This window comes from Pseudomonas fluorescens, assembly GCF_000968015.1.
Classification (GTDB): domain Bacteria; phylum Pseudomonadota; class Gammaproteobacteria; order Pseudomonadales; family Pseudomonadaceae; genus Aquipseudomonas; species Aquipseudomonas fluorescens_W.
In genome coordinates this window covers 25,195-44,168 of sequence record NZ_LACH01000039.1, presented here as the reverse complement: position 1 = coordinate 44,168, position 18,974 = coordinate 25,195, and the positions used below count along the sequence as shown (strand labels likewise).

At 51.4% G+C, this 18,974-nt stretch carries 17 protein-coding genes; 8 read left to right on the top strand and 9 right to left on the bottom strand.

Annotation, left to right across the window (positions count from 1 at the left end):
* Nucleotides 1–32: 32 nt before the first annotated feature.
* From VD17_RS17985 to VD17_RS17970, 4 genes are all read left to right on the top strand, one after another.
* Nucleotides 33–341: a helix-turn-helix domain-containing protein gene (locus tag VD17_RS17985; RefSeq protein ID WP_046054953.1), complete on the top strand. Its 309-nt coding sequence runs from the start codon at nt 33–35 to the stop codon at nt 339–341.
* 970 nt (nt 342–1,311) lie between these two features.
* Nucleotides 1,312–2,607 carry a DUF4071 domain-containing protein gene (locus VD17_RS17980; protein WP_259674571.1) on the top strand — a complete coding sequence of 432 codons (1,296 nt, stop codon included), beginning with the start codon at nt 1,312–1,314 and terminating at the stop codon, nt 2,605–2,607.
* Between the two features lie 41 nt (nt 2,608–2,648).
* Nucleotides 2,649–3,143 (top strand): TIR domain-containing protein, encoded by a 495-nt coding sequence (locus tag VD17_RS17975; RefSeq protein ID WP_311132808.1) that lies wholly within the window; start codon nt 2,649–2,651, stop codon nt 3,141–3,143.
* Nucleotides 3,143–4,006 (top strand): DUF4231 domain-containing protein, encoded by an 864-nt coding sequence (locus VD17_RS17970; RefSeq protein ID WP_046054952.1) that lies wholly within the window; start codon nt 3,143–3,145, stop codon nt 4,004–4,006. Before VD17_RS17975 ends, VD17_RS17970 begins: the two co-directional genes overlap by 1 nt.
* A gap of 76 nt (nt 4,007–4,082) precedes the next feature.
* Here VD17_RS17970 and VD17_RS17965 read toward each other — a convergent pair whose 3' ends face one another.
* From VD17_RS17965 to VD17_RS17925, 9 genes are all read right to left on the bottom strand, one after another.
* Nucleotides 4,083–4,550 (bottom strand): TIR domain-containing protein, encoded by a 468-nt coding sequence (locus VD17_RS17965; RefSeq protein ID WP_046054951.1) that lies wholly within the window; start codon nt 4,548–4,550, stop codon nt 4,083–4,085.
* Entirely contained in the window at nt 4,540–5,142 is a 603-nt protein-coding gene (locus tag VD17_RS17960) for a 7-cyano-7-deazaguanine synthase (RefSeq protein ID WP_046054950.1), read from the bottom strand. The genes VD17_RS17965 and VD17_RS17960 overlap by 11 nt, the downstream gene beginning before the upstream one ends.
* Nucleotides 5,139–5,837, bottom strand: a complete 699-nt coding sequence (locus tag VD17_RS17955; RefSeq protein ID WP_046054949.1) for an 8-oxoguanine DNA glycosylase — start codon at nt 5,835–5,837, stop codon at nt 5,139–5,141. The genes VD17_RS17960 and VD17_RS17955 overlap by 4 nt, the downstream gene beginning before the upstream one ends.
* Nucleotides 5,834–7,216 (bottom strand): toll/interleukin-1 receptor domain-containing protein, encoded by a 1,383-nt coding sequence (locus VD17_RS17950; protein WP_046054948.1) that lies wholly within the window; start codon nt 7,214–7,216, stop codon nt 5,834–5,836. Before VD17_RS17950 ends, VD17_RS17955 begins: the two co-directional genes overlap by 4 nt.
* A gap of 70 nt (nt 7,217–7,286) precedes the next feature.
* Nucleotides 7,287–8,441 (bottom strand): carbohydrate kinase family protein, encoded by a 1,155-nt coding sequence (locus VD17_RS17945; RefSeq protein WP_046054947.1) that lies wholly within the window; start codon nt 8,439–8,441, stop codon nt 7,287–7,289.
* 478 nt (nt 8,442–8,919) lie between these two features.
* Nucleotides 8,920–10,542: a toll/interleukin-1 receptor domain-containing protein gene (locus VD17_RS17940; RefSeq protein ID WP_046054946.1), complete on the bottom strand. Its 1,623-nt coding sequence runs from the start codon at nt 10,540–10,542 to the stop codon at nt 8,920–8,922.
* Between the two features lie 312 nt (nt 10,543–10,854).
* The gene (locus VD17_RS17935; protein ID WP_052962704.1) at nt 10,855–11,628 is read right to left on the bottom strand and encodes a toll/interleukin-1 receptor domain-containing protein; all 774 of its coding nucleotides are present in this window, start codon (nt 11,626–11,628) and stop codon (nt 10,855–10,857) included.
* A gap of 6 nt (nt 11,629–11,634) precedes the next feature.
* The gene (locus VD17_RS32235; protein WP_046054945.1) at nt 11,635–12,258 is read right to left on the bottom strand and encodes a hypothetical protein; all 624 of its coding nucleotides are present in this window, start codon (nt 12,256–12,258) and stop codon (nt 11,635–11,637) included.
* Between the two features lie 99 nt (nt 12,259–12,357).
* Nucleotides 12,358–13,506, bottom strand: a complete 1,149-nt coding sequence (locus VD17_RS17925) for a toll/interleukin-1 receptor domain-containing protein (protein ID WP_046054944.1) — start codon at nt 13,504–13,506, stop codon at nt 12,358–12,360.
* Nucleotides 13,507–14,671: 1,165 nt separating this feature from the next.
* On the opposite strand from VD17_RS17925, the gene VD17_RS17920 reads away from it, so the two are divergent.
* The 4 genes from VD17_RS17920 to VD17_RS17905 all read left to right on the top strand — a co-directional run bounded on the left by VD17_RS17920 (nt 14,672) and on the right by VD17_RS17905 (nt 18,967).
* The gene (locus tag VD17_RS17920) at nt 14,672–15,580 is read left to right on the top strand and encodes a hypothetical protein (protein WP_046054943.1); all 909 of its coding nucleotides are present in this window, start codon (nt 14,672–14,674) and stop codon (nt 15,578–15,580) included.
* A gap of 149 nt (nt 15,581–15,729) precedes the next feature.
* Entirely contained in the window at nt 15,730–16,299 is a 570-nt protein-coding gene (locus VD17_RS17915; RefSeq protein ID WP_046054942.1) for a hypothetical protein, read from the top strand.
* Between the two features lie 17 nt (nt 16,300–16,316).
* Nucleotides 16,317–17,312 (top strand): esterase/lipase family protein, encoded by a 996-nt coding sequence (locus VD17_RS17910; protein ID WP_046054941.1) that lies wholly within the window; start codon nt 16,317–16,319, stop codon nt 17,310–17,312.
* On the top strand, nt 17,309–18,967 hold the full coding sequence (locus tag VD17_RS17905) for a serine protease (RefSeq protein WP_046054940.1): 1,659 nt from the start codon (nt 17,309–17,311) through the stop codon (nt 18,965–18,967). Before VD17_RS17910 ends, VD17_RS17905 begins: the two co-directional genes overlap by 4 nt.
* Nucleotides 18,968–18,974: the final 7 nt, after the last annotated feature.

Below are 18,974 nucleotides of genomic sequence, written 5' to 3'. Positions count from 1 at the left end.
TAAGACTCTCTTAGTCTTTGGACCAAGAGAAAATGTCTACGTTTAGTAAACGTCTGAAAGAGGCGCGCAAGGCGAGAGGTTTTTCACAGGAGCGTTTGGGCATCGACGCTGGTATTGAGCCGGCGTCAGCGTCTGCCCGAATGAATCAGTACGAAAAAGGTGTTCACCAACCAGGGGAAAGCACCGTGCAGCAGATTGCGGCGGTGCTGAATCTGCCGCCAGCCTATTTTTACTGCGAAGATGACGAGATGGCGCATCTGCTCCAGTGCTTTCACTGCCTGAAAAAAGACGACCGAAATCAAGTTCTCGATTTAGCTGAACGGCTAGCTTTCAGCCAGTGATGTCTGTGGAATTTATCATCCAGAGAGAGCGGGGACGGCATGAGTGTCGTGCAGGCACTCAAGGCATTACTGGCACTCGAACGCGGACAACGGTCAAAAGCTCACATCACCCACTACGGTTCAAGCAGGTACACAGATAACCTGTCGGCAAACACGTTTTTGGTTGCCTGCACTGACTCAGGAGAGCCTGGTCAGATGCAGGCTGACGATTAGGCAAGTTGCCTCACGCTTTAATCACCTCAAGTAGTCCTGCATGCCAAAAAACAACGGTGGCTTAACCGGGGACATTGCTTGGAGCCTTTGCGGACACCACGGATCTACAGAATAAGGTTAGAGGCCATAGTCGAGAAGTCGCTGTGCTTGAGGTTGACACCAGCTATCTGACCAATGACGAGTATGCTCAGGCGCCTCACTTTGTCAGACGATTATGTCTGAGCGTTTTCCGCAGTCGTGGCTCCTGGCTAATCATTCAACATCGCAATTGGAGCGGATAAATCAAGCGCTTCACCGCCGTCGCCTGAAATTTTCAGCACACCTGTGAGACCGTGTGGGTGCCAATGATGGCTACACTCCAGCTATGGCACTGAAGACACAACGTAATCACCATAGACTTTCATTCGCCTTGCGTGGGTGTGTCATTATTCTTCAAATGAGACCATAGCGCGATTCGATACCTTCTGGCATGCGCGATGGCGCCTTCTACGAAGCTGTATGCGCGGGAAACTAACTCAAATGAACAGTTGCTTTTTCTCGACCTGTTAGCGCAGGGACTGGGTTCGACAAGGGCAGTACAGTAAACACCATTTTTTGGACATAGCTTTGCAATGGCTTAATTCAGGCGTTAAGCGAGCTCTCATCGAACGGTGACGTGATGAGCATGAGGGTCGCCAGTGCTACCACCGACGCCGCCTAACCAGACGCCTGGCATGTACGAGGTCGTGTGAAGTGTAGGCTTCATCCGGGAGCAGCGATGGCTCCGGTCGAGCAATGTTTTCTGGGAGGGGAATTTGTGATGAAGTTATGCTTTGTCGTAATGGGTTATGGCAAAAAAACCGAGTACGAAACCGGGCGTACGCTTGATCTCAATGCAACGTACGAGACGATCATCGAGCCTGCTGTAACCAGCCGTGGCTTGCGATGTGTCAGAGCGGATGAGGTTATGCAATCTGGCCTCATTGACGTGCAGATGTACGATATGCTGCTCAGGGCTGACTTAGTCATCGCAGATATTTCAACCGGAAATGTCAATGCGGTTTACGAACTAGGCGTGCGCCATGCACTGAGACCCAATTCGACGATTGTCATGAGCGAGGACAAGGGCAAGCTGTACTTTGACCTTAATCACATCAGCACATTTCAGTACTCTCACTTTGGCGAAGACATCCTGGCTCGCGAGGCTAAACGTGCAGTGCAGGATCTTGGTGATCTTATTGAAACGGTCATGGCTGCCCAAGCCGTCGATAGCCCGGTCTACACCTTCCTGCCCAAGCTTCAGCGGCCCCGTATGACGGATGAGCAATTTGAAGAATTGATTGAAGAAGCCGAAGCGGCCCAGCAAAAGCTCTCCCAGCACATGCGTAAAGGCGAGCGATTGATGGGGCAGAGCCAACAACATTTGGCGAGTATTCAGTTTGCCGCGGCGCGCGACATGAAGCCTGGTGAGCCGGACATTCTGCAAAAGCTTGCACTCAGTACTTATAAAGCGGGGCTACCCACCAAAATTGCAGCGCTACGGGCAGCCATGGATGTGTTGCGTCCTCTGAATCCTGAAAACTCGAACGACCCAGAAACCGTTGGAATTGCAGGCGCTATCGCCAAACGCATTTGGCTGCTTGAGCAGGACAGAGCTTCACTGGATGCTGCCATTGCGTATTACCGGCGAGGGTTCGAGGTCAAGCGCGACTATTACAACGGTGAAAACCTTGCGCTTTGCTTCGAGTTTCGCGCTCAGATTCAAACGGAAGAGGCCGAAAAAGTATTCGATTTCATGTGTGCGAGAAAAATCCGAGAGGCGATTTTGAGGATTTTGCTACCTGCGTTGGAGTCTCCCGACTTTATCGAGCGCAGAGATAAGCGCTGGGTGTATGCAACGCTTGCCAATTGTTATTTCGCCACAGGTGACACCGTACAAGGCAGCACGTTTGAGCTCCATTTCAAAGGAGCGGCTTCCGCGGCTTGGGAAATTGAGACCTATGAGGCAGGCAAAAACGACTTGTTGGCGATTGAGCCGGCTCGACAGGCCGCCTTGGCACCGGTTCAGGAATAAGCTAGAAGGCGTTTTCAGAATGATCATTTTTACGCAATCAGATGAGGTTCAGCTTGATGGGGTTACCAAGAACATTTGTGGGATTTAGTAGCACTGATCGCAATATGTATGAGTTGATGGGGGCATGGAGAAAAAATAGCCGGTTCGAGTTCAATTTTGCAGACTTTCAACTGAACATGGCGATCAACTCGGAGGATGAAGATTACATCAAGCGCAAGTGTCGAGAAAGAATCGACATGGCTGGGACCTTTGCATTGTTGATCGGCAAGGACACTCGATCGAAACATAAGTATGTGCGCTGGGAAATACAGGTTGCGATCGAAAAGGGCTGCAACCTCATCGGCATTAATATTGATGGGAGACGCGAATTAAATACCGACCTTTGTCCGCCCATCATGCAGGGTGTAGGGGCCGTATTCGTCCCATTCTCGCCGGATATCATCGCTTATGCCCTTGCCAACCCAACGAACAGCGATCGAGGCGATTATTTCTTTCGTCCAGAAATTTACCGGCAACTGGGCTATGAGGCGCGGTAATGCAGCATTCTGATTTTCCAGGTCTGTACCAAGCCGCTGATAAAATATCAGATGAAGCTCAAAAGCACTTTCTGACAGCACTGTTGGCGAATCTCACGCTATTGGTAGCTGCCGCTGCGATGTCTGTTATCAACTATCCACACTGGAGCGTTGCAGCGTTACAGGCTGCATTGCTGGCCGGTGCGTTGGCCAGTTCGGTTTACCTGGCAACACAAAGGCCCGAACGACTTTGGTATTCAGCTCGCGCGGTGGCCGAGTCGATTAAGACCGTAACGTGGCGCTATGTGTCCCGAGCAGAGCCCTTTCATGAGGATGACGACACGGCGAAAAGGCATTTGCTGGAGAGGTTAACGCAGGTGATTCGTCAAAACTCCGCGGTATCGGACAAGTTGATCAGCCACATTTCGGCGCAGCAGATTACAAACAAAATGAAATCGTTGAGAGCTGACGGGTTCGAAACACGGCTCAACACGTACGTGACGCATCGAATCAACGATCAGTTGAGTTGGTATTCGAGCAAAGCCAACTCCAATGCCCTCGCGGCGAAGGTTTTTTTCATTGCACTCATCATCGTAAATGCCACAGCGCTTCTCTGTGCGCTCGCCAAAATTGCAAATGTTGGCTACGCCTATTTTCCCACGGATTTACTGATTGCGATCGCAGCGGCCCTTCTTACCTGGATGCAGGCGAAGCGCTTCACCGAGCTGTCAGCGTCGTACACGCTTACCGCCCATGAAATCACGCTTATACGAGAACAAGCTGAGGGGCTAAGTAACGACGGGCATTTATCCACATTCGTAGGGGACGCGGAGAATGCGTTCTCCCGCGAGCACACTCAATGGGAAGCCAGGAAGGACAAGTGATGCCGTCCAAGCATTAAACGGTCACTAGAAGAGCAGGGCGCCATGCTTTTTCGCAGACGCCTTGCTTGACGAATTGCTATTTTAACTCACCAGAAAGGTCTGACCAGGGAACCATTTTGATCTTGTGATCAGATACCCAGACTGGCGCCGCACCTTGAAGTTGTTTGCCGGAATGCACGGCAACAACCTTCTTGCCAAGCTCCAGGCTTTTCTCAACCTCCCATTTCACCCATTTGCTTTGGGCGGTTTCTTTGGAAACAAAAACGACCGTGATGGACGCGCGATTGATGCGCTCGGTAATTTTGCGCTTGATGTATTCCGCCTGTTCACTATCGTAAGGCTCGCGTACCGAGTGGTCATTGAACTCAATGTCATTGTTTTCATTTTTTGCCTGACCACGCAGCAGATTGACCTCATCCATGTCTTCTGTGGCAAAGCTGATGAAAACGTTGCGCTTACCCTCATTCAGCGCGGCCTTGGCTTTCTGTTCCAACGCCTTCACATCACCGAGCCGGCTCCATCCACCCGTGCTGCTACCGCCCATTGCTAAGTTCCTCAAATTTGAATTCGTTGCAGGCAATGCAATTGCCGCAGGGCTGCTCTTCACCCAAATGACAGGAATAGGTCTGATCGATGCCTTTTTCAGCCGCAAGCGCAACTACATCAGGCTTTGTAAAGGATGAGAGCGGGGCGAGTACCTTGATCGTTCGACCCATGCATAAAGTTATCATGCGCTCTGCTTCGGCAAGGAATCCAGAGGTTTGGTCTGGAAACAGGCTGGTGCTTTCGTGGAGCAATCCAATGGAGATTGCATCTGCGTTTTTCTGTTGGGCATAAGCGGCGGCTGTCAGCAAAAACAGCATGTTTCTGCCTGGGGTGAAAGCATCGTCAATGATATGCAGGCTAGGGTCTGTAAGGCCTGAGCGTATCAAGCGGCCATAACCGGACAGGTCAGCAATTTCAGGTTCCACAAGACCGAGCTTATGCATGGCGAGCTTGCAGGCGGCGAGCTCACGGTTGAGTGCACGCTGACCGTAATTCACGAACAACGGAAAAATCTGCAGTCCTTGTTCCTTCGCCAATTGAGCAACCAGCGTGGAGTCCAGCCCTCCAGAAACGAGTGTTACGATGCTCATCCTAAAATTGCCTCCTGCTTTTGGTTTGCAACGCGCATCACGATCCATATCGCCCAATCGAGTAAGCCGACTGGACAATCCAGTTCCTGCGCATGTTCACGAAGCTTGTTTTCGTGCCTGCCGTACTGATTCAGTCCGGATATGGACGCTTGCGCACCCGAATAAATGCCTTGGGCCGTCATATAATTCAGTACATGGCGATCAAGAATTGCCAAATCATAGGTCACCCCACAATTGCGCAAGAACATGCTGGCTTGCTTGGGTCCCATGCCGGACGCGTGTGCAACCAACCACGCGCGAACGTCATTGACATCACCGCTGATCAAGGCGCTCAGCGATCCGCCGGCGTTTGTCACGGCGACCCAAGTTGAAGCTAGGTAACGGGCTTTTGCTCGTGGAAACCTGTAGCTTCGCTTTTTGCCTTCAACTTCAAGCGGGGTGCTTAGCAAGACGAACAACTGTTCAGCCAAACGTTCTGAGCTTTGCTCATCGCAGTGCAAGTAGCCTTGCTCATCAATAGCATCGGCAGCAGCCATGGCCAGAGAATAAGGGACCTGACTGCTTAAAATGCAGCACGAAAGTTCCCACCAAAGGTGGCGCTCGTCGGACACCATGCCCGTCTGGATGCGCGTGCGAATGTCCGGACAGACGGCAGCGACGGCCCGGGAAAGTGCTTCAGCGCTGTAAGGGGTCATAGAAATATTCCTGGGAATAGCTTTCGAAGCTCGGCACTTTTTATGCCGGTTACGCCCATGGCGAATGCTTCTTCGCGGCCTCTCGAATACATGTCTCGCATGACTCGACCAAACTCCCCATAGTACTCTAGATTGTGGAAGGCTACCTTGCCTGCGTATCCGATATCTTCGTCGGCATCGACCACATCCATAAAGTCACTTCGAATTCTTTTCGTTCTGAAAAAATCGTAATGTTGAAAATGATGAAGCCGCTCTGATTCGGGGTCTACGGCAAATCGACACCATTCAAGACCGTCAAACGTGTCGGCCCCCGCTGCGGCCAGCACCGCGATGCTCCAAGGATTCCCCGTGCCGAGCAAGTGAATGGACTGGTAGTAGGGCAGCTTGTCCAGCTCATCCCTGATTTGCCTGACAGTCAAAGCTCGCTGAGCCAGCCCTGCACCAAGCTCTCGCTCTGGAATGGCAATGATCGGCGGGCGCAGATGCTCTGATATTGCTTTGACGATGCGAGGAAGCCGCGCAAGCCCTTTTTCATTCTGCTTTACGTGAATGATCGGGAGCATTTGCGCTGCGGTGTGCTTCGCATCACGCTCCACGGCCTTGACCACCTGCCTGACCGCGATATCGAAATTGTCACTGGGCTTCATATTGTCGAAGCAGAATGCCCAATCATGAGGCGTGCTCAGCAATACCTGTTTTAGGTGGGAGGGTTTCCACTGCGTGTCATCTAGGCGGTGAGCTTCGTAATTGCCCGAATCGATCAGCACAAACCCGCCGTTTTCCCGGTAAGCGCGTATTTCCTCGATCATCGAGGACTTTGATTCCGAATGAATCAAGTCATACGCCGATACAAGCATGGAGGAGGTGGCGTGAACTCTCAGTGCGGACAATGCGTCCAGTGGGTCGAACTGGGTCTCATGCGACGAAACGGACATGAAAACATTGGGCAATGGCAGCGCGCCGCCGGCTAAGCCAGTCAACCGAGCAGGTTTGGCACGAGGAGGGACGACGAGTCCTATTTTTTTCTGCAGCAGTTGAAAGGTCGGATGATCAGCAGCACCTGGCCATAAGCGAAAATCAACACTGCTGAAGTGCCCGTAAGGGTAGGGCGGGTCGCTGTCATCCAAAATGAGCGGGATGATCTTCTTCTGATATTTTTCCGCCAGGCTGAGCTCCCCTGTGACGGCCGGCTTGCTCGCAAAAGACGAGTATAATGCGACCACACATTTGGCTTCCTGGATGTTTTCCTTGATCGCAAGGTTGAAGTCGCCAACGATCAAATCGTCCATCCACACGGTCCAGGAGGTAACAAGAAAATCTCGTACCTTCACCGCGGTTTCACGGTTTTCTTTGGCATAAATGATGTAGACGTCTGCCATGAATCAATCCGGCCTCAGCTGGTTACATTCCGTTGCATGACCCGCAGGTGATGCCAATTATTGTTTTATTTCAACGTGGCGCTACGGCTTCTTCAGCAGCCCATGCAGCGAAGTAAATTGCCGTTGTAAAATCTTCGGTGATGAGTGTCGCGTAATGCAGATCGAACGCGTCCATGGAGTGCTCATTAAGGATAATGACAGGCACAGCATTAGCAGCATCCTGGGTGATTCGGGTCCACGCCTGCGCTGACAGTTCGTTGTTGATGATGAGCGTTGCATCCGCGCTCTCTTCTAAAGAAGCAGGGTTTAACTCTGGTGCAAGCACTTCTATCCCCAGTTCACGCAACGCGCACCTGGTTTCTTCCATCAGATAACGTTGCCCCAGCGAACGGATGGCCCCTTCAAGCCGCACTTTGCCACCTTCCCCAGGTGACACAGGCTGGCGCAGTCGTAGGGACGGCTCATCAAATTCGAATGTGAGGGTGTCACAATAGACGGACACAGACCGCGATGCTAGATCCGCGGCCTCTGCGGGAGACAGGTTTTTCTCTGCCCAATAAACAGCGAAAACAGCGCTAAATACGTCACCGGTTCCGAGTTTGAAAACTCTATTTGAACGGTAAGCCGGGACATGCGTTACCTTCCCTGTGGCTTCGTAAATTGAGGCGCCACGTGTTCCGCGCTTGACGACAATCGCACAGGCCCTTTCTCTCTGTAAGACGAGTTGTGCGGCTGTCGCCAATTCGTCGATGCCGGCGATGTGTCTCAATTCCAGCTCATTCATCACCAAGGCAAGTTCGTTGGCCGTCGAGCCATTTGCCCAAAAAGACGGAGGATTGCGCCAGGTTTGAGGGTCATACACGGCTCGATTTGCCGTTACAACAGCGTCGCCTTCGATAAAACCGAATCGCAACACCGCATCGCCTGTGACCAGGATCGAACCTTTGACTTCAATATCGCCACGCGGTGGTTCGATGTGGGGAAAGGAAAGGGGGTGAAAGTACGCAAAAACAATAGCCGAAGCACGGGGCTGCACATTGACGACAATCCCTCTGGATCGAATCTCAGTGACGGCTGGTTGATCAGCGAGCGACGCAAAGGTAGACAGTTCTACGTCGGGCGACAACGTCATGGCTGCCAGAGCTGCCCTGACGCCTGATCCCATTGTGCTATCCCACGACGGTACCTCGCACAGTTCTCGATACAGTCCCCCGACGATATGCATCCTTTGCCTCCGGCTTTTTTTTGTACTGCGTCAAATATCTGCAATGTACCTGAGGCTAAAAGGCGTATTGCGCTGTTGAAAAGCAAAATTCCATCTGCCTTGGCACAACCCTTTCTGATCGTCTGAAATCGATGACCCGCGCCACCCAGGCAACATCATTAGCACCCATGCTGTTCTCGTCTTTGAAATTCGTGATGGGCAGATTAGAGAAACGCGCCCGTAGCCTCATCTCAAACTCCATTGTGTCGGGTCGATTGTCATTCGAGACGTCAGCCCTCTGGATACCCATGCCCGAATGTTGATCGCGGACGCATTCGTCAAGGCCATCGCAAATTATAGGTGTTTGAATGTTACTATATCCCGTTTCAGGCGTCTTTTTTTTCGCACGCAAGTACTGCGCATAGGCCCGACGGGGCCGAGCTGTGGGTTTGGTTTTTACCGGCAAAGCTCGCTTACTTTGTAACCCTTATCCAGCAGTCTAAAAGCCGCGCAACTCGGCGCTAAATCCATTGCTCGAAGTATGCAGAAGGTGCTTCGCTACGCCCGGTCCGTGAGTGTCTCGCCATTGGACGCAGGCTGACCAGTAGGCCTCATATGCCTTGAACTCTTGCGGGCTTAGCTCAGCGTAGGAGGAGAGGATCTGACAGCAGCGTTTCCCGAGCTGTTTGAATTCCTGAGGTTGCCTCCCAGCGAGAATTCCAAGGGCCAGGATTGGTAGTAGATGATTGAGGAAATAACTCGCAAAGCTGGACAAAGGTGCACCGTCATAACACTCACTGGTCTCGATAAGGTCGTGCTCGACGCGCATGATTCGTTCTAGCAGATCCTCCAACTCGGAGGGAGTTGCTGTCGCCGTTCCCTGAACAAGCAATGCATTCAACTTCCGATGAGCCAGCTCGGCGTCGATCATCTTCAGCCTGTTCCGGGCGGCAAATGTGTTTAGCTTAGTATGCTTCTCACCTGCGTCGCGCACCTGGGAGACCAACATACTGAGCCAATGCAATTCAAGTTCAAGCTGATACTCGAAAGGGAGATCGTCAGAATCCATCTGGCGGTGGGTATCGAGGCGCATCCGAACATCGGGACCGACATATGCAAGTGCCTCCCGTGGAGGAGTTTCGTCGAACTGCAGCATCGCAGATTCCAACCCTGGCAGTTCTTCTGGCCACGCCTCAGAGTCTGGACTATCGCTTTGCGGAGCGAAGAGCCGTATCAGCGACCAATCCGGCTCTCGCCTTAAACCCCATTTGAGCAATCGGTTTGATCGTCGCTGTCCGGCACCTGACGATAGCGTCGTCAGCAAATACATACCCTCAGCTCTCATATCAACCCGTTCGGCTCCGATAAGACAACTGCTTAACGCACACAGCAGAGCGATGTCTTTGGGTGTACGATCCACCGCTGCTTCAGAAAGAAACCGCTCCAATTCACGCAAGTTAAAGCACAAGAACTCAAAGCCTTGTTCCAATACATCACCTTCCATCCAATCAAGTGCAACCGATGCGACACGAAGTCGATGGCAGTCTAAAAAGCGTGCAGTGATGTCTCCCGCAAGCTTGGGTGATAGGGGCAGGTCCGCGAAACCATTGGCAGAACACCGATAGCCATCAATGGAGCGACGCAGTCGGGCAATGCAGCGCGCTCGAGATAAAGGCGTGCGCGAGCCGTGAACCATCATCTCCCTATTGAGCCTGCTCATTCGACTGGCGAAAAGCGTTACCTGCGTCTCGAGGCGCCGGTCAAGGTCGGCGAACGCTGAACTGAGTTCGTCGGGCAAAGACCAGGCGTGCGAACATTCGAACGCTTCCGCAGACCCGTAGAAGAAGAGACACCTGATAGCAAACTGTTGCTCACGCCGCAAAGCTGTCAGCATCTCCAAGAGAGTCCAAGGCGAGGGAGAATGGCTAGGTGAAAGATAGGCGATCGTCACTCGCGATTCGGCGTGAGCCTTGCGAATCGAGGCGAATAGCTGGCGGTCCACTAATGGTCGATTCTCGTCAAACCACACACTGCAACCGCAGGATACCAATTGATCGCGTAGTTCATGCGCGCTGTCGCCAATTCGGTGGGACAAGAAAATATCGTAGGGGAATTGCTTCATAGACTCCGCCCTGCATGCCTTGAATGAACAGCTACTTGGAAATTCAATGATAAGCGTTGAGGGCGTCGAGGAGATCGAACACGCTGGCTATATGGCTGCGTACGCCGTACGCCCTCGACTCATCAGCTGCCCATAACAGTCTAGCTTGCGGGCGCTGGGCATTCCGAACGGTGGATCCGACGCCTCCCTCATAGACCGATCGATTGCGATCCGATCTGGTGGAATTACCAACCTTCCAGACAAGCCTGTTGCACAGTCATTTACGACAAAGCTTGTCTGCGGGCATCGATAATCCAGAACCGCGCAGTTCTACTATAAAACTTGATTAGGACTCAGATGGAGCCTGTACAGCGACGCGTAGGTATCTTCTGATGAACCGTTATCTTTACAACCATTGATCCACTGCTGTAGCCGAGAATGCTTGATATCTTTCAAGTGCTCGGTGTATGCCTCGTGGACTACAGGTACAGAGTCCAATGTATAGGACTCATTGGCTACAACGAGCTGCTTGCTGTCTTGTTTTGCTTGCCAGATGAGGTAACTAAACATCAATTCCATATGTATCCAGGGCGAATGCGTTTTATCTTCGCCTGCAATGGAGTGCTTCGTTGAAAGCGAACGATCCGTATTCAAGAAGAAAAGAGCTGACGACTTTGCGATCATTTGCTGAAGAGCAGTGGCCAATATCATATAAACATGCGCTGTAGAACGATTGCGCTTGTCATAGTGGTACCGACTCGTGCCTTTAATTTCGCAATGTTTCTCATCTATGGCCTTTAGGAGGTCGTAGGCTGACCCCCAAGCAGTTGAATCGATGAAAGCATGGATACCTTTTTTCTTCAGGTCCAATGCCAACTGGATCGCCAAATCCTGATCTGCATAAGAATGTGAAATGAAAACGTCACACCGATCCAAAGGGAAGAGGTGTTTAGCAACCGTTTTTGCATCAATCGTAATGTTGTCACTAAGCAAGTAGTCTCGAAGATCAATTGCAATACTGTCCAAATTTTTTCTGAATTTTTTTACTGCCGCATCATCTATCCGATACATACTTCGATTCAGATCAATATTAAAACCATAATCCATTTGCATCTATCCTAGATCAAAAGAGCTAGAGGGAGTTTGCCCTGGCGTATTCAAGCTTAAGTTTCTTTCGCTGTTCAGACCAATTTGAAGATCTGTTGTAAAAAGCCCTACATAATCAATAAGTTCGTCATAATCATCACTGATGGAGGATTCAATACTTGCTGCGGCGCCACCGGGGCTCTTGAGTGCAAGAATTTTTGCATTAGGGTGTCGCTGTCTGAATAAAGCATGTTCTTGAAGAACGCCATCTTCTCCGCCAATAAATACGGCGGCTTCAAAACGATGGCGACGAAGCATAAAACTCCTCATCTTTTCCAAGCTTGAAGTGCGATCGCTTGTGGCTTGCGTAACAATAAAATTGGCAAACTCGGTGTTTTCTTTTGGTTGCACCGTTTTAAAGTAATTTGATTGATAGATGGTGACAGCAGCCTTATTTGCTACACCCACTTCCTTGCATGCGGCAAGGATGAGAGGTGAGATTGATGGGTGCCCGCCAAAAACCAGATGCTTACGCCCTAAGACCGTGAACAAAAATGTACGTAATGCAGCCTGAATCAACATTGGGTCACACTGATCGTAGTATTCGCTGTCGGTACGAGGCACGCTTGCGGAAAGGAAAACACTGTTCATGTCGTTAGCCTGTGTGGTGGTCTCTCTGGGTCATTCACTATGGTTGCTGCAGGAGACGAGTGCGGGTCAATAGAGTTTGAAACGCTTGGCCCAGATTCCTCATAGCCAGTCGATAAACTGAAAACCCGCTTCATTCGCTTTTACGAGGCGTACATGTCTATCCAGCTTCTCTGAGAGCCAATCCATTTGAGCACGCCATTTTCGATCCTGAATTCCAATATCGTTATAAATGACGGCGACGGGCGGCACGTGATCTTCCAGCGTGGCCTCGTAAAGGGTTTGGCTGGTTGGCACACCCAATTCTGGATACACCGCAATGCTTTTGCCATTCATGGCCACCATCAACCCTCGACGAGACGAATAGCCTACAATTTTTCCATCGCCGCCCTCGAGCGATTTGGCCAGTGTGCCAATTAGCTTTGAATACCTCAGTGCAACGCTTTTGGTGCGAAGCAATTCCACCTTGTCGAGAATGCTTGCGAGGACATCCTGTGTAAGATGACGATTGTCGATAAAATTGGTCTCCGACAACTGTACTTCGCCAGTGATAACAGCGGTATTGGTTGCGGTTACGCTTGGCCAACCGACACGCAGTATTGCCAGGTCTCTTAGCGATGCCCTGTGGAATTCTGCTTCTGTCCAGCGGCTTTCGAAGTATTCCGGCGTGTCGAGGTAGATGAGCACATCTGAATCACAGAGTCGCTGCCATAGCACCTCCTGAAAATGCTCTCCAGGTAGAATACCGTGGGTGTCCAAGAAAACATCATACTGGCGAGCACATAGCGCCGCGTATACCTGGAGGGCAGCGTCGGTAGACTCCTTACGTCGGTAGCTTAAAAACACTCGCCTTTGCCGAGGTATGAGCGCAGCAGCTTCTAAGAGAGAAAGAGCTAATATGCTGGGGCTTTCACTGAGCAATAGACCGTTAAGCAAGCCTAGTTTTCCAGGGAACTCCGTTGAGAAATTATCCTGACACGATCCGACAGGAATCATAGGAACTCGCTTGTGAATCAACCGCTCGATCACCGCCTCATCGCTTGTGTCGATAGCGGCGCATAAGGCCGCGCAACACCGATCAGCTCTTGGGTTGAAGCCTCTTGGACTACCCTCGAACAACGTGACGTCCTTACCGAGTTCCAAGCCAAGCTCAGCAATACGGTCGCGCAGTTGAGCTTTGATAGCGTCAGCGACGTCTGATGGAAAATCGCCCAGAAGGGCAAGAAAGTAACGTGCGTTGCGGTCGTCCATGAAGCCTCTTCAATTCAAACAATTGACGCCATTAATGGCTATAGGCTATCAGTTTTGTGTGACGGTCGCCTCCAAATTCAAGCTGCAATATCGCTACGCCGCAGATTCATTGATTGGTAAGCACAGTAACAAGATTAGGTCTGGTTTTGGTCGAGTTGGACGCTCAGACACATTTTGACCTTCGCTATCAGCAAATGCTCTGCCACAGCAAACTCTCTGCCACAGCAAATAATTGCAGCAATTTTTTAGACCGAGTTGGACGGCCAAGTTATTCCTTTGAGACGTTTTCCATCTCCATGGCATCTGTGGTGCATTTCACCCGCCTTCTGTGCAGGCTGTCTATCTAGCCAAAAAAGGAGTGGAAGGGCGGCGCAAGCCAAGCCGGAAAATTTACAAAGCAAACCTTTGGCCGTCGACTTTAGGCAGTCCGTCTTCAAAATATTCAACCGACACAACCTAGTTGATGCAATCGACCATGATGAACACCCCCATCAGATACCCACATACGTGCTCAGGGTGAGTGACACCGTCACCCGACCAAACGTCATGAAAGCTCCTCTTGGTGAGCGCCCTAAGACGAAGTCTATCCGAGCATATTTGCTGAGAATTTTATCTGGCTTACCCATTTCTATGGCAATCAGATTATCTCGTTCTTTTCCCACGGCTATGCACGATGAGATCACAGGTCAACCTGATCACCTCCGTATCGCCCGAAATGATGGTTTTAATTTGTCCGCCTCGCTTTCTGTTGTACTCGGAATCTGCATAACAGTCCGTGAGATGGTAAGCAGGAAGCAAATTTTCGAACTGAATTCCGAGACGAGAACAATTACTCAACCAACGTTCAGCTTCGGTGTGTGGCAGGAACCTCTTACTTTGCATATTCTTTCAACACCTCGGTATGTCATCGCATGGCTACTCGTCCATCGCACGATGCACCGAAGGCTCAATAGGCAAGAATGCTGGACTGGTGGTGGGCCGAACCGTCGCTACCCAGCGATTGGCCATAATGTAGCTCATACTGAGGCCACTTCATTTTTCCTTCCATGCGGTGTGGTGACCGCAAAATCTCTGCGAGAGTAGGGTGGTGTAAGAGAAGAAATCTTGTTGCATGCGTCGGTTCTCGAACACTCTGCGTTGCGGTACAGAGGCAGGAGCGAGAGGAATGGAGACACTGCGTACTCTGGCTGCGCTATCTATTGTGGCGAGCTGCATTGGTTTCTGGATATACAAGTCTCGCCACTATTTGCTACTGACGCCGTTCTTTGCGCCTCTTGTGATCAGCGTGCTCTATTTGTGCAGCGCCTACTGGATTTACTTCAACAGCTCGAGCTTTTGGGGGCTATTCGTAGCTTTCGCACTTCCTCAACTGGTGTGCAATCCACTCCATCCTGTACTGAACCGGATAGATTTGGCTGTTGCGCAAAGCCTACGAGACCAAAACGCGGCCGAAGTTTTTAATTCCGGGCTGGCGATCCCGTTTGCGCTTTACCTGAGGCCCTTCAAAGTCACGGATCGCTTAAATTTTTCCGGTGTGTCGGCAAAATGGGGTGGTGTTGATTTGGAGAGTCTCATCGCGAATGCGTGCAGACCTTGGGGGCTGCTTCTTGGACTCGGGCGCGAAGGAGATGCGGTAGGAGCAGGTAAACTTTGTTGCTCCGATGACGACTGGAAGGAGATGTTTTTTCAGTTATCGGAAGCAGCAAAATCCATCATCGTTGTTCCGGGGATCAGTGGTGGATCTTTTTATGAAATTAAATACATCCTCAGCCGAGGACTTCTCGGCAAAACAACATTTTTGATGCCGCCAAAGACCCTGCTCCGAATGTCCGATAGGTCTTTCTCGGCACTCACGACAGATCACGATCCCACTGAGCACGACTACTCGAAGGAATGGGAGGACGTCAGAATATATCTTCAAGCCATGGGAATAATGCTGCCGCTCTATGATCGATGTGGCTCGCTCATCCAGTTCCATGGTAACGAGGGAATGTTTTCACAATACAAGTTTGAAACGGGAGTGCCGTCAGTTAAACACGTGCTTGCGGAACGACTCTCTCATCCGGCTCAATGATGATTGAGATCCGTGGTTTCATCTCGCAAAAAAAAAGCTAACAGGCGACAAGGCGGCGTGAAGGAACTACATTTCAGATAAAGCGAAGAGTTATCATCTATTTATCACGGTAGGTCACAATTATAGTTACCTCTTACAAAGGAGGCTTCATGAACGTTAAGGCAGCCGTCGATGGAATTCGGTCTCAGGGTCGCGCACGCGTGGTGACCTTCCTGGGTTTTTCCGGGGCGGGGTATGAAAACACCGCCCAGACCCGAAAGACGCTTTTGGCTGAGCTGAAAAAATTTGATCCAGCGGACACTATCGTGTGTGCTGGTGCTACCGCCGAAGGCATTGGCATGGTCTATCGGCTCGCCGTGCTGATGGGCTTTCGCACAGCAGGCATTGTTTCATCCGTCGCCGTAGACGAGGGAGTGGAGTTCTCCCCGGAATGCGAGAACGTATTCGTAGTCGACGATAATTTGTGGGGCGGAAGACGAGCCGACGGCCGACTGTCTTCCACATCGCAAGCCATGGTGAACGCAAGCGATGTGATGATTGGTGTAGGCGGTGACGCGATTGCCAAGGTCGAGCTCGATAAGGGGCGCGAGAAGGGCAAAATTGTTCGCTTCCACAAGGCAGACATGAACCACGCGCGAGCAAGAGTCAGCGCAGCCAAGGCTGGAAAACCTGCTCCCCGTGATTTTGGTGGCGCGGCTCAAACGTTGTTCCAGGATTGATACAAGGAGTAAAGGTAATGAGGAAATACGCTGTCGTTTTTGTGCATGGACTAGCTAAAAAGCCTCCAAAAGAAAAGCTTGAAGAAATTTGGCGCTGGGGCCTGGAGCGTGCCGACACACCGGAACCTTTCAAAGGTAACAACCCGGGTATCGATCTTGAGGATAAAGGTGTGCCAAACACCTTCAATTACTACGCTGATGTTTTTTACGGCATCGACTATGAAACGGAATTCGACTCCTACTACGAATCGGAAAGCGACGCCGTAGTTCAGGAACAAAACCTAGGCGAGGTGGCCGGAGAACTCATAACGCCGGTACCCACCGATGCCGAGGAAGCAAAGTTTCTCGAAGAGTTTGAGCGCAAAATGCAAGCGGCGCCGTCTCCCGACGCACAGCTTGACCTTGAGTCGCTGCCAGCGGCGCAAGAGGCTGCGCAACTCGAAATCGCATCTTGGCTTCCACAGCGAGTCAAGCAGGCCATCATCAAGAAGATGGCTATGGAAGCCTATTACTTTCTGTTTAACAAGGATTACACACGCCCCTCCGATGGTGTCACCTTCAAGGTACGTGATGAACTGCGTAAACGCCTGATCGAAGATCTGGAAGCAGCCAAGAAAAACGCGGAAAAGATCGTTCTGGTAACACACAGCATGGGGACGATGATCGCGTATGACGTCATACGCAATTGCAAAGATTGTCCACGGGTAGACGTCCTATTCACCGTCGGTTCGCCGCTGGGCATCACTGAAGTACAGGAACAACTGTCCATTGACGGCACCAAGCGTGTCGATTTTCCACCGGCGCTCGGGCGCTGGATCAACGTTTATGATCCACTCGATCCAATTTGTGGAGCAGACCCAAAGATGGAAGATTACGCCCCGTTCGAAGGTCAAAAAGTGGAGGACGTGCGTGAGAGCAACTGGGGAACTTGGCGCCATACCATCACCCACTATTTTGCCGGCAGGCAGTTTCGCGCGTTGCTGGCGCAAGCACTTGGCTTAAAACACCCATGATCGCTCAGACCGAATCTCAACTTGCCCAAGCGCTCACCTGCAGTGAATATCCTGAAGCGTCAGTGGCGCTCTTGGCTGGCGCAGTGCACTTTCTCGCAGACGAACTCGCTCACGTTGGCAATACAGTGCCTCATCACGGCATTCGCAGTGCCATGGATGTGCTGCGCAAGCACCGCCAATTCGAACACGTCCATGAAATAGGTATAGCCTGGCACGACACCCGGGGCTGTGATCCCGTCATTCAGCGATTGCTCGCACAAGCAATGGTAGAGCTGGGCGCTCTTGAGCGTGCTGATGAGCTTTTGGACGAAGTTGAAAGCGCAGCAGCGACTCTTGCGATAAATGTAGAGTACAAAGCCCAGGAGAATGATCTGTATGCCTTGCGTGGGCGTATTCGAAAACAACGGTTTGTGCTGAATAGCGATCTGAATGCCCTTGTGGAATCAATCGAATGCTATCAACGGCAGTGGCGGATAGCGCCAAGTTTCTTTTTGGGCGGTAACGTACTGGCACTGCGCACACGCCTTCACGATCAGATCGCTCAACCTGTCCAGGAGCTGATCGATCTGGCGCTCGACGTACTGAGCCAAGCAACGTCGGCCGTTAGAAACAATCCCGCCGATCCATGGGCGTTAGCAGCGGCGTCAGAGGCCAGTTTAGCGTTGCATCGGTTTCAGCCTGAGCAAGGATGGTGCGACTGGGCGGAACTATGGTTATACCGGTTCCTATTCCATCCGAAATGCGGTCCGTTCGAGATGGAAAGTTACTCCCGCCAATTACGCGAAATTTGGAACGCTTCACCACTCGAAGAAACGACGGGCGCCGGGCGCCTAGCTCGAATCTTCGAACGCCACGTGTTGCACACGCAGCGCCGTTGGTCTGTGGACGTTCAACATTTGCGCCGACTGCAACAAAACCCTGAAGAATTGGAAAAGAACTTTTCCGGGGAAAAGGCATTCACTGTCAGTGACATTCGCAAAATGTTCGACCTTGTTCCCAATATCGGGTGTGTGACGAGCAAGGAGGGCGTGCGGCTAGGAACTGGATTCCTGATTAAGGGCTCGGTTTTCGGAGAAGAAGGTTTGTTATTTCTCACCAACGCCCATGTGATCAGTGACACGGTGCCGAGAGCCATTCTCTGCGCTGATGCACGGATCACCTTTGAGGTGGAAGCTGACAGCGGTGCGTCGCCCTGTCTCGTGCAGGAAATATTGTTCAGCTCGGAGCCGGGCCAGCTCGGTAGCGTGGAGGAAGCGCCGGGCAAGTTGGATGTCACGATCTGTCGATTGAGTCGTGTTCCGGACGGCGCGCAAGGACTTCCCATGGCCGAGACTGTTCCCTGGCCATCACCCAGGACCAAGGCTTTCGTCGTAGGTCACCCTCGATCGGGAGAATTGCAGTTCTCATTGCAGGACAGTGTTTTGCTTGACGTTTGTACTAAAGAACGTCTCATGCATTACCGAACGCCCACTGATCCCGGCAGCTCCGGAAGCCCCGTTTTTAACAAAAGCTGGGAGGTTATTGCTGTGCACCATGCGGGATCACAGACCTGTCCTCGACTGGCTGGATCAGGCTTCTATGAAGCGAACGAGGGAATCACACTGGATTCTATCCGTCGAGGTTGGAAAGGTGATCTGAGCAACTTGAATCAATGAGACTCGA